The following is a 14,590-nucleotide window of genomic DNA, read 5'->3' on the forward strand; positions in this document are numbered from 1 at the left end:
GCGCAATCCGGGGACCGGTCCCGCATTCCGCTTCGCTCCATGCGGGCTACAAAGAAAAACGCCGGAGCGGTTTCCCGCTCCGGCGCCATGTTGCTCAGACGATAAAATTTACGCCGCGTTGAAGCCGGCCACGGCCTTCACTTCGAGGAAGTCCTCGAGGCCGTACTTGCCCCATTCGCGGCCGTTGCCCGACTGCTTGTAGCCGCCGAACGGCGCGGTGCGGTCGTTGGGAACGCCCTGGAGATTGACGTTGCCGGCGCGGATCTGCCGGCCGACGCGCTTGGCGTCCTCGACCGAAGCGCCCGTGACGTAGCCGGCGAGCCCATAGGGCGTGTCGTTGGCGATGTGCACGGCTTCGGCTTCGTCCTTGGCTCCAATGATGGTCAGCACCGGTCCGAAGATTTCCTCACGGGCGATCGTCATGTCAGGGGTGACGTCGGCGAAGATGGTCGGGCGAACGTAGAAGCCCTTGTTGACGCCCTCGGGCAGCCCCGGGCCGCCGGCGACGAGGGTAGCGCCCTCGTCGATGCCCTTCTTGATCAGGCCCTGGATCTTGTCCCACTGGCCGCGGTTGACGACCGGGCCGATGGTGGTGCCTTCGGCGCGCGGATCGCCCGCCTTGGTCTTGTCGGCGACGGCCTTCGCGATCGCGGCGACTTCCTTCATCTTCGAGGCCGGCACAATCATGCGGGAGGGCGCGTTGCAGGACTGGCCGGAGTTGTTGAACATGTGCATCACGCCGCCGGTCACCGCCTTCGTGAGGTCGGCACCTTCCAGGATGACGTTCGGCGACTTGCCGCCGAGCTCCTGGCTGACGCGCTTCACGGTGGGAGCTGCGCGCTTCGCAACGTCGATGCCGGCGCGGGTCGAACCGGTGAAGGAGATCATGTCGATATCGGGGTGCTCGCTCATGGCGGCGCCGACCTCGGGGCCGAGACCGTTGACGAGGTTGAACACGCCCTTGGGCACGCCGGCTTCATGGAGGATTTCCGCGAAGATCAGCGCCGAGGTCGGGGTGAACTCGCTGGGCTTCAGGATCATGGTGCAGCCGGCAGCGAGCGCGGGCGCGACCTTGCAGGCGATCTGGTTGAGCGGCCAGTTCCAGGGCGTGATCATGCCGACCACGCCGACCGGCTCGCGCAGCACCATGGCGGTGCCGGCCGGCTCCTCGAAATGATAGTTCTTAAGCACGTCGAGCGTGGTCATGAGATGGCCGAGGCCGGCGCCGGCCTGGAGCTTCTCCGCCATCGGCAGCGGCGCGCCCATCTCGTCGGAGACGGCGGCACCGATCTCCTTGAGACGGCCCTTGTAGACTTCGATGACCTTGGAGAGCAGCGCGACGCGCTCGTCGCGGCTGGTCTGGGAGAACGTTGCAAAGGCGCGCTTGGCGGCGGCGACGGCCTTGTCCACGTCAGCCTTGGAGCCCAGCGCAACCTCGTACATCGCCTCTTCCGTCGCGGGGTTGACCACGGCGGTGGACTTCTTGACGGCGGGATCGACCCAGGCGCCGTCGATGTAGAATTGCATGCGATTGACCATCGTTAACCTCTTTTTGGGGGCATGTGGGGGCGTTTCGGCAGGCATCCTTGCACGAAAGCGCCGGCAATTGAAACCGCCATATGCGGGGCCAGCGTTGCGGCGGACGCGCGGAATATGGGGCGCGATTTGAAGCGAGGCAAGCGGCTCTGGGTCCCGGCTCAGCGTCGCGACATTTCATGTCGCGCCGCGTCCGGGACACGAGATTGGAAGGGATGCAAACACGCTCGTGCCCCGGACGCAGCGCAGCGCTTCCCCGGCGATGCGAAGCATCGCCCGGTGCAGCGGTGCGCTGCTGAGCCGGGGCCCATGCTCAAGGTTACCCCGACTACACCGCCATCTTCCGATGCAGCACCGGCGCGCCGGTGGTGAGGCTTTCGGCCGCATCGATGATGGCGTTGGCATCGATGCCGTAGTGCCGATACAGGTCAGCGATGGTGCCGGTCTGGCCGAACTGCTCGACGCCGAGCGCCTCGACGCGGTGGCCGCGGACGCTGCCGAGCCATCCGAGCGCGGAAGGGTGGCCATCGATCACGGTCACGATGCCGCAGTCGCGCGGCAACGGCGCCAGCAGTTTCTCGATGTGGCTGAGATGCTGCACGCCGCGGCGGTCACGCCGCAATTTTCGCGCGGCGGTCCAGCCTGCGTGGAGGCGGTCTGCCGAGGTGATCGCGAGCAGGCCGATATCGCGGCGGCTCTCGCCGATGAAGCCAGTGGCCTCAATCGCCTCGGGCGCGACTGCGCCGGTATAGGCGATCACGACTTCGGCATTCGGGCCGGGCTTGCGCAGCCAATAGGCGCCGTCGGTGATGCCCTGCGCAAGCTCTGGTGTCATGATCCGCTGCGCCTGCTCGATGCTGCGCGTCGACAGCCGCAAATAGACTGAGCCGCCCTCGCCCGGCTCGCGCTGCATGTGGTCAAACCCCCAGCCCATGATCACGGCGAGCTCGTCGACGAAGGCCGGCTCGAACGAGGCGAGCCCGTCCTGCGCCATGCCGATCAGGGGCGTTGCGATCGACTGATGCGCGCCGCCTTCGGGCGCGAGCGTTATGCCCGACGGCGTCGCCGCCACCATGAAGCGCGCATCCTGGTAGCAGGCATAGTTCAGCGCATCGAGGCCGCGCTCGATGAAGGGATCGTAGAGCGTGCCGACGGGCAATAGCCGCTCGCCGTTGATCTGGTGTGACAGGCCAAGCGCCGAGAGCATGATGAACAGGTTCATCTCGGCGATGCCGAGCTCCAGATGCTGTCCTTTTGGCGAGGCATCCCAGTTGAAGGTGGACGGAATTTTCTCGCTGCGGAATAAGTCCGCCTTCTCCGCGCTGGCGAACAGGCCGCGCCGGTTCACCCAGGGGCCGAGATTGGTCGAGACGGTGACGTCGGGCGAGGTCGTGACGATGCGCTTGGCCAGCTCGCTGTCGCCGCGGGCGATCTCGTTCAGCACCAGGCCAAAACCCTGCTGGGTCGACATCTGCGGCGATGGCTTGAAGGCGAGCTGCGAGGGCACCTCAATAACAGGCGCGCTCAGCCGGCGGCCGTCCTGGTTGAACGGCACGCGCGCGAGGAACGCGTCGAGCTCGCCGGCGGATTGCGCGAGGCCTTCGTATTTGTCCCATTCATGGCCGGGCCGGATGTTCTGGCTGTCGCGATACTTTTCCATCTGCGCGACCGTCATCAGGCCGGCATGGTTGTCCTTGTGGCCCTGGAACGGCAGGCCAACGCCCTTGATGGTGTAGGCGATGAAGCAGACCGGGCGATCGTGATCGATGGACTCGAACGCTTCCAGCATGCTTGCCATGTCGTGGCCGCCAAGATTCGACATCAGTGCCAAGAGCTCGTCGTCGCTGCGCTTGTCGATCAGCTTGGTGATCGGGCCCTGATCGCCGATCTCGTCATGCAGATGCTTGCGGAAGGCGGCGCCGCCCTGAAAACACAGCGCGGCGTAGAGTGCGTTCGGGCAATTGTCGATCCAGCGCTTCAGCGCCTCGCCACCGGGCTCGGCGAAGGCCTCGCGCATCAGGCGGCCGTATTTCACGATCACCACGTCCCAGCCGAAATTGCGGAACATGGTCTCGAACTTTTCCCAGAGCCCCTCGCGGACGACGGCGTCGAGCGACTGGCGGTTGTAATCAACCACCCACCAGGTGTTGCGCAGGCCGTGCTTCCACCCCTCCGCAAGCGCCTCGAAAATGTTGCCCTCGTCCATCTCGGCATCGCCAACGAGGGCAATCATCCGCCCCTCGCGGCGATCCTTCATCCAGCCATGCGCCTTGACGTAGTCCTGCACCAGCGAGGCGAACAGCGTCTGCGCAACGCCGAGCCCGACCGAGCCGGTCGAGAAATCGACGTCGTCGATGTCCTTGGTGCGTGAGGGATAGGATTGCGCACCCTTGAAGCCGCGAAAATTCTCCAGCTTCTCGCGGCTCTGCCGGCCGAACAGATATTGGATGGCATGGAATACCGGGCTCGCATGCGGCTTCACCGCGACGCGATCCTCAGGTTTCAGCACGTGGAAATACAGCGCCGACATGATGGTGGCGAGCGAGGCGGAGGAGGCCTGGTGGCCGCCGACCTTGAGTCCATCAGCGCTCGAGCGGATGTGGTTGGCATGGTGGATGGTCCACGACGACAACCACAGCGCCTTGCGGGCCAGCGCGTTCAGAGTGTCGAGGCGAGTGGTATCAACGGGCATGGCAATGCTCCCGGCAACAGGTCCCCCCGATGATACGCCCGCGGGCGGCGCCAGACTTCTCAATTTTTTGCGCCATACCCGGCGCAATTGGGATATTTTACCAACAGATCGCCCAAATGACAGGTTTTGTCCCAATGTCAGAGCTCGACGCCATCGACCGAAAAATCCTCGCGCTGCTCCAGGCCGACAGCCGGCTGACTATGCAGGAGCTCGCCGACAAGGTCGGGCTGTCGGTCTCGCCCTGTCACCGCCGGGTCAAGCTGCTGGAGGAGCGCGGCGTCATCTCGCGCTATGTCGCGACCGTGGACCAGAAGGCGCTCGGCCTGCATGTCAGCGTCTTCATCTCGATCAAGCTGGCGCGACAGAAGGAGGAGGACCTCAACCGCTTCGCGCGTGCGATCTCGAAATGGGACGAGGTGCTGGAATGCTATCTGATGACCGGTAACCGCGACTATCTACTGCGCGTCGTCGCTGCCGACCTCGCCTCCTACGAGACCTTCCTCAAGACCAAGCTGACCCGCCTCGACGGCATCGCCTCGATCGAGTCCAGCTTTGCACTGAGCCAGGTGAAATATTCGATCGCGCTGCCGGTGTGACCTGCTTCAGCGGGATTGGAGGGCTGTCACATGGGCGCAACAAACCCCGTCGATGGTCGTTGGTAACACTGGCACCCTAGCCGAGAGAAGAAGCCCATGACCGCATCCGATCGCACCTCCCAAACCGCCAAGCGCGAGCGCATCATCCAGGAGATGGCCGACGACCTCGACGAAGAGCTGGAGATGGAGCTCGATGACACGCGGCTCGACGAGCTCCTGGACGAGACCGACCTGCTGAGCCCCACGGTCGACCGCAGGCTCTATTTCCGGGAGCTGCTTCGCCTCCAGGGCGAGCTGGTCAAGCTCCAGGACTGGGTCCAGAGCGAGCGCAGGAAGGTCGTAGTGCTCTTCGAGGGCCGCGACTCCGCCGGCAAGGGCGGCGTGATCAAGCGCATCACCCAGCGTCTCAATCCCCGCATCTGCCGCGTCGCCGCCCTGCCGGCCCCGAGCGAGCGCGAGCGCACGCAATGGTACTTCCAGCGCTACGTGTCGCACCTGCCGGCCGGCGGCGAGATCGTGCTGTTCGACCGCAGCTGGTACAACCGCGCCGGCGTCGAGCGCGTGATGGGCTTCTGCACCGAGGAACAGTACCAGGAATTCTTCAAGACGGTGCCGGAGTTCGAGCGGATGCTGATCCGCTCCGGCATCATCCTGGTCAAATATTGGTTCTCGATCACCGACGACGAGCAGCAGTTCCGCTTCACCATGCGCATCAAGGATCCCCTAAAGCAGTGGAAGCTGAGCCCGATGGACGTCGAGGCCCGCAGCCGCTGGGAGGCGTACACCAAGGCCAAGGAGACGATGCTCGAGTACACGCACCTGCCGGATTCGCCCTGGTGGATCGTCGATGCCGTGGACAAGAAGCGCGCCCGGCTCAACTGCATCGCGCACCTGCTCAGCCAGATCCCCTACCAGGAGGTCTCGCGCGCGCCCGTGGTGCTGCCGCCGCGCGTCCGCAACCCCGACTATCAGCGCGGTCCGGTTCCGCCGGAGATGTACGTGCCTTCGAAATATTGACGAAGGTCTCGTAGGGTGGGCAAAGCGTAGGGTGCCCACCATGCATCTGCGTTTGTGGTGAGAATGGTGGGCACGCTACGCTTTGCCCACCCTACGAGACCGTCATCTCCACGGCTGCACGATGATCTTGGTGTGGGCTTCTGGGTTGGCGAGGTCGGCGAACGCCTTTGCGACGCCGTCGATGCCGACCTCGGAAGTCACCATCGCCGCCGCATCCACCTGCCCTTCCGCGATCAGCCGTAGCGACGCGGCGAACTCCTCCGGCGTATAGCCGAGCACATATTGAACGTTGAGCTCCTTCATGATGCCCAGCATCGGCTCGTTTCTGTCGCTCTCCATGCAGACGCCAACCACCACGATCCTCGCGTCACGCGGGGCGCCCTCGAATACCTGCTGCAGCAGACCGGGCACGCCGACGCATTCGAAGATGATTGCAGGTTTGAGCGCCGGCAGCATGGCCTGGAACGGCGGCCGCGCCGCCTTCTCCGCGTCCGACATCTGCGCGTGCTCCGCCCAGGTCGTATAGGGCTGCGACGTCAGGGGATCGACGACGATATCGGCGCCGAGCTTGGCCGCAAGCGCCCGCCGCGCCGGCGAATAGTCAGCGGCGACGATCGGATGCAGTCCCCTAAGCTTCAGCGCCGCGATCACCGCAAGGCCGACTGGACCGCAGCCGATCACGAGCGGCACCTCGCCGCCACGGATGTTTGCCTTGGCGACCGCGTGAACGCCGACCGCGAGCGGCTCGGTCAGCGCCGCGTGTTCCGGCGCAAGACCGTTGGGCACTTCGAGCAGCAGCGGCTCGCTGAGCAGCATCGCCTCGGCATAGCCGCCGATATTGTCGTTGGAATAGCCGATCCCTTCGATGCCCTGCGGCGTCACGAGGGCCGGCAGCGAGCAGACGCGCGTACCCGGCTTGAGCTTGCGCGCCGTGCCGGGACCATAGTCGACGATCTCACAGCAGAACTCGTGGCCGAACACGACGTCGCGGCTGAGATCCATCGGCTTGCGCCCGGCCTTCCGCGCCATCTCCACCATGCGGTGAGCATGCTGGCGCGCGTGCAGGTCGGAGCCGCAGATGCCGCAGGCGAGCGTCTTGACCAGCACCTGGCCGGGACCCGGCGTCGGCTCGGCCATCTGTCCCACGACAATCTCGCCGTTCCTGAAAATCGCAGCGCGCATCCGGCTCCTCCCCTATCGTTGGAGCCGTTGATAGCACAAAGCGGGACGCGCCGACTTGCGTCAGGGGTTCGGGGAACGCTCTTCCAGCACCAGCAACTGGGCGCGGCGCACGCGCTCGCGATGGGCGATGTAGAGGCCGCTCGCAACGATGAAGGCGGCGCCGACGATGGTCCAGAGGTCAGGCACCTCACCGAAGATGAAGAAGCCCAAAATGCTGACCCAGAGCAGTTGCGTGTAGGAGAACGGCGCCAGCACCGAGGCATCGCCATAGCGATAGGCCAGCACGATGATCCACTGGCCGACGGTAGAAGCGACACCGATCACGATGCCGAGCCCGATCGCGGTCCAGCTCGGCGTGACCCAGACGAACGGCACCATTAGCGAGAGGATCGCAACGCCGGTCAGCGCGGAATAGGCCATGGTGGTGAGGACCGCCTCACGACCGCTCATCATGCGCGTCAGGATCAGCGCGGCAGCCCAGCACAATGCCGAGATGATCGGGAAGAAGGCGGCAGCATGAAACGCGCTCGTGCCTGGCCGCAGGATGATCAGCACGCCGGTCAAGCCGATCGCCGTCGCGATCCAGCGGCGCATACCGACCTTCTCGCTGAGGAAGATGATCGACAGCGCGGTGACAAACAGCGGCGAGACGAAGCCGGTGGCGGAGGCTTCCGCGATGGGGAGGAATGCGAGACCGGTGATGAAAAACAGCGAGGAGCCGAGCAGCGCGACACCGCGCATCAGCTGCAGGCCAAGACGCTCGGTACGCATCGCATGCAGCGGCGAGCCCGGAAACATCACCGGCGTGAACATGAGCGCGAAGGTGACGAAGCGGATCCAAGTGATCTCGATCGATGGCAAGCTGGTCGAGAGATATTTCGCGGTAGTGTCGGAGGCTCCGAGAAATACCGTCGACAACAAGACCAGCGCGATGCCCTTGAAGGGATGATCGACGCGCGCGGGCGCACGGCGAACTTCCTGCTTCTTCTCCGGCACGGGCATGGGAATACTGTCGAGCCTTGCGGCTGCAGCGGGCGGCGGTGTCACGGTTGGAACCCGGGAAATTGCGAATCGAGAACACGCGTAAAAAACGACAAATGCGCCGCGTTCACAACTTCCGAAAACAGGATGCCGATATGCGCGAGCCGCCGCGCGCGTCAATGCCCCGTTAATAAGAGGGGTTTGTGCATTACAGCATGGGCAGGCTTCGCGGCTTCGGACCGCGCGGAAACGCCGCATCGAGCGCCGAAATCTCCTCTTTCGTCAGCACGAGATCGCCGGCCGCCGCGTTCTCGGCGGCATGTTCCGCGGACGACGCCTTCGGGATCGCAAACACCGTAGTCGCACGGGTGAGAAAGCTCAACGCGACCTGACGCGGCGTCACGCGACGCGCCTCCGCAATCTTCGCCAGCACGGCGCCGCCCTTGCTGCGCGCATCTGGAAAATCGTCATGACCAAACGGCGAATAGGCGACCACGGCGACGCCATGCCGCTCGCACCAGGGGATCACCGCGTGCTCGATCGCGCGCTCCTTCAGATGATAGAGCACTTGGTTGCAGGCGATGCGGCCCTCGCCGGCCACGTCGAGAATCTCGTCGAGATCGTCGGCGTCGAAATTGGAAACGCCCCAGGATTTGATCTTACCCGATTTCACCAAGTCCTCGAACGCAGCGACGGTGTCTTCCAGCGGATAGGAACCACGCCAGTGCAGGAGATAGCAATCGAGACGGTCGGTTTTCAACCGCTTCAGCGAGCGCTCGCAGGCAGTGATGGTTCCGCGGCGCGAGGCGTTGCTCGGCAGCACCTTGGAGACCAGGAACACCTCATCGCGCCGGCCCGCGATGGCATCGGCAATGACGAGCTCCGCATCGCCATACATCTCGGCCGTATCGATATGGGTCATGCCGAGATCGAGCCCGCGCTGAAGCGCGGCAATCGCGCGCTTGCGGTCGCCGTGGTCGAGATACCAGGTGCCCTGCCCGATGACGGAGACGTTGGCCCCGGTCTTGCCGAAGGGATTTGTGTTCATGTTGGAGCTCAGAGTCCGCTGATATCCGCGACCAGCACGCTGCCGGTCGCGGACTCCGTAATATAGAGCCGATCCTTGCTCGCGCCACCGATGGCGACATTGGTGCAGTTCGGCCCCGCGCACGACTTGATCCGCGCGAGCAATTCGCCATTCGGCGCGAAGACGAAGACGTGGCCGAGCGAAGCATGGCCGACGAACAGGCGGCCCTTGGCATCCATGGTCAGGCCGTCGGGTCCGCTGGTGCCGAACAGCGAGCAGAAGCGGCCGACCTTCGACACGCTGCCGTCCTTCATAAACGGTAGCCGCCACACCGCATTGTCGCGCGTCATCGCGACGAACAGGACAGTCTCAGTCGGGTCGAGCACGAGACCGTTCGGGCTGATACCCCTGTTGATGAGACAGTCGAGTCGGCCATTCGATGCCAGCCGATAGACCCGTCCACTCGGATCGTGCAACCCGGTCTGCCCCTGGTCGGTGAAATAGATGTCGCCGTTGGAGGCGAGATGCAGATCGTTGCAGCCGCGAAACGATTCCGAATTGCGCGCGGTCAGGACCGGCTTGACGCGGCCGGCCTTGGCATCGAGCTCCATGAGGCCGTGCATGTAGTCGGCGACCAGGATGCGGCCATCGGATGCGATCTTGAGCCCGTTGGGCCATCCCTCATATTCGGCGACCTGCGACCACTCGCCATCCGGCGCGATGCGGAAGATGCGACCGAAGGGAATATCGACGATGTAGAGATTGCCGTCTTTGTCGAAGGACGGCCCCTCGATGAAGCTATCTGTGGCAACGCCCGGCCGGTTGGCGTCGGCCCAATCCGTCCGCACGCCCTTACGGCGGAACTTGTCGGGCATCGCGGAGAAGAGCTTGGTCTCGATTAGGCGCGGCGGCGTTTCCAGGTACATCATTGTTGTTGTGGTTGTTGGCTGGTGGGATGCGCGGCAGCATAGGGCACTATCGAGGGCGCGTCGATTGGCGGAGGGCATGGCTGCGTCCACGCCACTCTCGTGTCCCGGACGCGCTGCAACGCGTCAGCGTTGCGGCGCAGAGCCGGGACCCAGGAAGGCCAAATACTCCGCTGCTAGATGGGCCTCGGCTCTGCTGCGCATCACTTCGTGCTGCGCAGCGTCCGGGGCACGAGACCTACCTACCCCACCGCGCTCGCGACTTTCGCCTGCTTCGCCGGCACGTCCGTCGTCGCGATCAGGCGCTTCAGCTCGGGGATGCAGGAGCCGCAATTGGTGCCGGCCTTGAGCTTGGCGCCGATCTCGGCCGAGGTGCGCGCGCCTGCCGCGATGGTATCGCAGATGGTGCCGCGGCCGACGCCGAAGCAAGCGCAGACGATCGGCCCGGTCGAGGCTGTCCCCTCCGTCGATTTGCCTGACAGCAGCATGCGGCGCTGATCGTCGGTGACGTGATCGGCCGCAAAGGCGCTTCTGACCACTTCCCAATCGCCGGCATCATGCCCGGGGCCAACGAACACACAGGCCTCGATGCGATCGCCGGCGAACGAGGCTGCGCGATAGACGCCCCCGCCAAAATCGCGATACTCGGCGACGTCCTCACCGGCGACGCTCTCGAGCCAGGCCGGCCAGCGCGAAAGGTCTGCATTGTCGGCGAAGAGATAACCGAAGCCCCCCGCGATCGTGACGCGAGCCCACAACAGGTTCGGCGGCAGATCGAGCTGCTTGCGTGACAGTGCGAAACCGCGGAAGACGTATTCGTAAGGTGCAATCGCGGCCGGCGTCGCCTTGGACTCGGGCTGCCCGGAGAACGGATCGGTGAACGACTGCACCAGCGCCCCGACGCGGCCATGCGAGGCGTTCATGGCGCTCCAGTGGATTGGAACGAACAGCGCGCCGCGCTGCTGCCGATCGCTGACCACGGCCTTCAGGATGCACTGGCCGTAATCGGTGGTGGTGCGGGCGTAGCCGTCATGGACGATGCCGTATTTGCTGGCGTCGTCGGGATGAATCTCGACGAACGGCTCGGGCAGATGCGCGCCCAGCCGCTGGCTGAGGCCGGTGCGCGTCATGGTGTGCCACTGGTCGCGGATGCGGCCGGTGTTGAGCCTGAGGGGACGCGAGGCGCCGGTCTCGCTGCGCAGCGACGGCACCTCCGGGGCGACGAAGCGGCCCTTGCCGTCACTGGTGAAGAAGCCGCCCTTCGCAAAGAAGCGCTCGCCGGGCGCCTCGCCTTCTCGCACCGGCCACTGCACCGGCTTCAAGGCATCGAAGCCTTCGTCGGACAGTGAGGTCAAGGCGCCGATGTCGAAATCGCGGCTGCCCTCGTTCTCGAAGGCCGAGAGCGCGGCGTGCTCACGAAAGATATCGGCGGCGGATTTGTAATTGAAGCTATCGCCGAAGCCGAGACGTTTGGCGGTCTCGCTCAAGATCCACCAATCGGGACGGGCCTCGCCGGGTGCCGGCAGGAACGAACGCTGACGCGAGATGCGGCGTTCGGAATTGGTCACGGTGCCCGACTTCTCGCCCCAGGCGAGCGCGGGTAGCAGCACGTGCGGGCCGGCCTCAACCGTGTCGTTGGAGAGCACGTTCTCGGAGACCACGAACAGTTCGAGTTTCTTCAGCCCCTCGCGCACGAAATCGGCATCGGGCAGCGACACCGCCGGGTTGGTGCCCATCACCCAGAGCGCCTTGACCTCGCCGCGGTTGATGGCCTCGAACAGCTGAACCGCCTTCAACCCCTCATGGGTGGCGATGTGCGGCGCCTTCCAGAACCGCCTGACGCGATCGATGTCGGGCGGCGTGAAGCCCATATGGGCAGCGAGCATATTGGCGAGACCGCCGACCTCGCGGCCGCCCATGGCGTTGGGCTGGCCGGTGAGCGAGAACGGCGAGGCGCCCGGCTTGCCGATGCGCCCGGTGGCGAGATGGCAATTCAGGATCGCGTTGACCTTGTCGGTGCCTTGCGCCGACTGGTTGACGCCCTGCGAGTAGAGCGTGACGACGCGCGTCGTGTCGCGGAACATCCTGAAGAAGGTGGCGACGTCCTGCTCGGAGAGGCCCGTGGCGAGCGCGGTCGCCGTGACGCTGCCGGCAATGCTCCGCGCCCGTGCCAGCGCGTCGTCGAAACCCGACGTGTTCTGCGCGATATACTCCTGATCCAGCGCGCCGTTGTCGGCGAGATGGACGAACAGCCCGGAGAACAGCGCGGTGTCGGTGCCGGGCTTGAGCCCCAGGAACAGATCGACGTCATCAGCGGTGTCGGTCCGACGCGGGTCGATCACGATCATGCGCGCGCCGCGCTCCTGCCGGTTCTTCAGCATGCGCTGGAACAGCACCGGATGGCACCAGGCCGCGTTCGAGCCGACGAAGACGAGCAAATCGGCCTGATCGAGGTCCTCGTAGCAGCCGGGCACCGTGTCGGCGCCGAAGGCGCGACGATGGCCGGCGACCGACGACGACATGCAGAGCCGCGAATTGGTGTCGACGTTCGCCGTGCCGACAAAGCCCTTCATCAGCTTGTTGGCGACGTAATAATCCTCGGTCAGCAACTGGCCGGAGAGATAGAACGCGACTGCGTCGGCGCCGTCACGCGCCACGATGTGCTGCATGCGATGGGCGACATGATCGAGCGCATCGCTCCAGGCGACGCGCTCCAGCACGCCCTTGCAGCGGATCATCGGGTAGAGCAGACGGCCTTCCAGCCCGACGGTCTCGCCGAGCGCGGAGCCCTTGGAGCACAGCCGGCCGAAATTGGCGGGGTGATCAGGGTCGCCGGCGATCGCAGCCCCGCCCTTGCCGTCGGGCGTCGCCAGCACGCCGCAGCCGACGCCGCAATAGGGACAGGCCGTCTTGGTGGCACGAAGCGTGGGATCGATCGCCGTCATATCAGGCTGCTTTCGAAGGAAGCGCGAGCGCGCGGCCGAACATCATGTCGGTGCGGATCATCGCCACCTTGTCGCGATTGCGGATCAGCTCGAGGTACCAGAGCGCATCGACGGTATCGCCGATCAGCACGGCGCCGGTGAGCCGTCCGTCCGCGATGACGAGCTTCTTGTAGGTGCCGCGCCTGCGATCGGTCAGCACGAGGCTCTCGCTGCCCTCCCCGCCCATGAAATCGCCGGCGGAGAACACGCTGACGCCGGAGACCTTCAGATTGGTCGAGACCACGCTGCCATGATAGGAAGCAGGACGTCCGGCAAGATGCCGCGCCAGCACGCGCGCCTGCTCGTAGGCGGGCTCGACCAGGCCATAGCAGGTGCCGTGATGCTCGGCGCATTCGCCGAGCGCGAAGATGTCGGGCGAGGACGTCTGCATGACGTCGTTGACGACGATGCCGCGATTGACCGCGATCCCCGCCTCTTTCGCCAGCGCCGCGCTCGGTTTGATGCCGGCCGCGAAGATCACGGCGTCGGCCTCGATACGGCTGCCGTCGGCAAGCTCGACAGCTTCGACATGACCATCGCCATGGATGCGTGCGGTCGAGGCGTTGAGCAGGATGCGGATGCCCTTGCGCTCGACCAACGTCTTGAGCAGGTCGGCGGCCGGCCCATCGAGCTGACGCTCCATCAGCCGGTCCATCAGATGCAGCAGCGTCACCGGCGCGCCGGCCTTGGCGAGGCCGTAGGCTGCTTCAAGTCCGAGCAGCCCGCCGCCGACGACGACGACGCGCTTCTTCGCTGCAGCCAGCGTCAGCAACAAGTCGACATCGCGGGTGTCGCGAAAGGTGTGCACGCCGGCGAGATCGGCGCCGGGCACGTTCAGCCGCAGCGGCGTCGATCCCGTGGCGAGCACGAGCTTGGAATATTCCATGCTCTCTTCGCCTTCGATCTTCAGCTCGCGGCGGCCGACATCGATTTCGGTGACGCGATAGCCGTAGCGGACGGTGACGCCGCGATGGCGCCACCAATCCGCCGGCCGGAGCTCGATCTCGTGCGAGCCGGTCTCGCCGGCCAGCACGGATGAGAGCAGCACGCGGTTGTAAGCGAGCCGCGGTTCCTCGCCGATCACGGCGACCGCGTAGCGGCCGAGCGCGGTCTTGGCGAGTTCGTCGACCAGACGTGCGGCCGCCATACCGTTACCGACGATGACCAGCGGTTCACTCACGAGGCATCTCCTATTCAGCAGCCTGCGGCTGCGCGCCGTAGGCTTCGGACATCATGTAGCCGGACAGCACGCCATAGGCGTCGGTCCAGGCCATTGCGAGTTCGGGCGTCCAGGCCTCGCCAAGACCCTTTTCCAGAGTCCACAGCAGGGTCGCGCCGACCACGGGATAGTGCTCGGCCACCGCGCCGTAAGCGACATGGCGCTTGGCGAGTGCAGAGGCCGCGGGAAGAATCGAGTCCAGGTTCGACAGGCCGCCGACGACGGCAGCGAGCATCCCCATCAGCTTCTTGCGCTGCTCGGTCATGTCTTCAGGAAACATTGCGCGCACGGGCGGCGCCAGCTCGAACAGGCGATCGTAGAACAGCACCGCGGCCTGCTCCGATATCGGGGCGACCTTGGAAAAGCTCTGCTGGATGAGGGCGATCTGTTCGGGCGTCATGATGTTCTCCTGTCTGTTTCGGTTTGCCTT

Annotated in this window: 11 protein-coding genes; 2 read left to right on the plus strand and 9 right to left on the minus strand. The window is 65.1% G+C overall.

Annotated features, from left to right (window positions below):
* Window positions 1-108 precede the first annotated feature (108 nt).
* Together IVA81_RS31960 and IVA81_RS31965 are read right to left on the minus strand one after the other, a co-directional pair.
* Window positions 109-1,539 (minus strand): aldehyde dehydrogenase family protein, encoded by a 1,431-nt coding sequence (locus IVA81_RS31960; RefSeq protein ID WP_247325431.1) that lies wholly within the window; start codon window positions 1,537-1,539, stop codon window positions 109-111.
* A 325-nt stretch (window positions 1,540-1,864) separates the two neighbouring features.
* A complete protein-coding gene (locus tag IVA81_RS31965; RefSeq protein ID WP_247325433.1) occupies window positions 1,865-4,228 on the minus strand; it encodes a transketolase in 2,364 nt (787 codons plus the stop codon).
* A gap of 134 nt (window positions 4,229-4,362) precedes the next feature.
* On the opposite strand from IVA81_RS31965, the gene IVA81_RS31970 reads away from it, so the two are divergent.
* Window positions 4,363-4,824: an Lrp/AsnC family transcriptional regulator gene (locus tag IVA81_RS31970; protein WP_247325435.1), complete on the plus strand. Its 462-nt coding sequence runs from the start codon at window positions 4,363-4,365 to the stop codon at window positions 4,822-4,824.
* 96 nt (window positions 4,825-4,920) lie between these two features.
* Window positions 4,921-5,841: a polyphosphate kinase 2 gene (ppk2, locus tag IVA81_RS31975; RefSeq protein WP_247325439.1), complete on the plus strand. Its 921-nt coding sequence runs from the start codon at window positions 4,921-4,923 to the stop codon at window positions 5,839-5,841.
* Between the two features lie 102 nt (window positions 5,842-5,943).
* Here ppk2 and IVA81_RS31980 read toward each other — a convergent pair whose 3' ends face one another.
* The 7 genes from IVA81_RS31980 to IVA81_RS32010 all read right to left on the minus strand — a co-directional run bounded on the left by IVA81_RS31980 (window position 5,944) and on the right by IVA81_RS32010 (window position 14,560).
* Entirely contained in the window at window positions 5,944-7,023 is a 1,080-nt protein-coding gene (locus IVA81_RS31980) for a zinc-binding dehydrogenase (RefSeq protein WP_247325441.1), read from the minus strand.
* A gap of 60 nt (window positions 7,024-7,083) precedes the next feature.
* Entirely contained in the window at window positions 7,084-8,025 is a 942-nt protein-coding gene (locus tag IVA81_RS31985; protein WP_247326049.1) for a DMT family transporter, read from the minus strand.
* Between the two features lie 187 nt (window positions 8,026-8,212).
* Window positions 8,213-9,052 carry an aldo/keto reductase gene (locus IVA81_RS31990; RefSeq protein WP_247325442.1) on the minus strand — a complete coding sequence of 280 codons (840 nt, stop codon included), beginning with the start codon at window positions 9,050-9,052 and terminating at the stop codon, window positions 8,213-8,215.
* Between the two features lie 8 nt (window positions 9,053-9,060).
* A complete protein-coding gene (locus IVA81_RS31995) occupies window positions 9,061-9,957 on the minus strand; it encodes an SMP-30/gluconolactonase/LRE family protein (RefSeq protein WP_247326051.1) in 897 nt (298 codons plus the stop codon).
* 242 nt (window positions 9,958-10,199) lie between these two features.
* Complete coding sequence (locus IVA81_RS32000) at window positions 10,200-12,902, minus strand: nitrate reductase (RefSeq protein ID WP_247325446.1); 2,703 nt, start codon at window positions 12,900-12,902, stop codon at window positions 10,200-10,202.
* 1 nt (window position 12,903) lies between these two features.
* Window positions 12,904-14,121: an FAD-dependent oxidoreductase gene (locus IVA81_RS32005; RefSeq protein WP_346659426.1), complete on the minus strand. Its 1,218-nt coding sequence runs from the start codon at window positions 14,119-14,121 to the stop codon at window positions 12,904-12,906.
* Between the two features lie 10 nt (window positions 14,122-14,131).
* A complete protein-coding gene (locus IVA81_RS32010) occupies window positions 14,132-14,560 on the minus strand; it encodes a globin family protein (RefSeq protein WP_247325448.1) in 429 nt (142 codons plus the stop codon).
* Between the last annotated feature and the right edge of the window lie 30 nt (window positions 14,561-14,590).

The organism is Bradyrhizobium sp. 141 (genome assembly GCF_023074055.1).
Classification (GTDB): Bacteria; Pseudomonadota; Alphaproteobacteria; order Rhizobiales; family Xanthobacteraceae; genus Bradyrhizobium.

What these genes read in the sequence shown, in the direction of transcription:
- IVA81_RS31970 (WP_247325435.1), top strand. Translation starts at nt 4,363, where the DNA reads ATGTCAGAGCTCGACGCCATCGACCGAAAAATCCTCGCGCTGCTCCAG.
- IVA81_RS32000 (WP_247325446.1), bottom strand. Translation starts at nt 12,902, where the DNA reads ATGACGGCGATCGATCCCACGCTTCGTGCCACCAAGACGGCCTGTCCC.
- ppk2 (WP_247325439.1), top strand. Translation starts at nt 4,921, where the DNA reads ATGACCGCATCCGATCGCACCTCCCAAACCGCCAAGCGCGAGCGCATC.
- IVA81_RS31965 (WP_247325433.1), bottom strand. Translation starts at nt 4,228, where the DNA reads ATGCCCGTTGATACCACTCGCCTCGACACTCTGAACGCGCTGGCCCGC.
- IVA81_RS31985 (WP_247326049.1), bottom strand. Translation starts at nt 8,025, where the DNA reads ATGCCCGTGCCGGAGAAGAAGCAGGAAGTTCGCCGTGCGCCCGCGCGC.
- IVA81_RS32010 (WP_247325448.1), bottom strand. Translation starts at nt 14,560, where the DNA reads ATGACGCCCGAACAGATCGCCCTCATCCAGCAGAGCTTTTCCAAGGTC.
- IVA81_RS31990 (WP_247325442.1), bottom strand. Translation starts at nt 9,052, where the DNA reads ATGAACACAAATCCCTTCGGCAAGACCGGGGCCAACGTCTCCGTCATC.
- IVA81_RS31960 (WP_247325431.1), bottom strand. Translation starts at nt 1,539, where the DNA reads ATGGTCAATCGCATGCAATTCTACATCGACGGCGCCTGGGTCGATCCC.
- IVA81_RS31995 (WP_247326051.1), bottom strand. Translation starts at nt 9,957, where the DNA reads ATGTACCTGGAAACGCCGCCGCGCCTAATCGAGACCAAGCTCTTCTCC.
- IVA81_RS31980 (WP_247325441.1), bottom strand. Translation starts at nt 7,023, where the DNA reads ATGCGCGCTGCGATTTTCAGGAACGGCGAGATTGTCGTGGGACAGATG.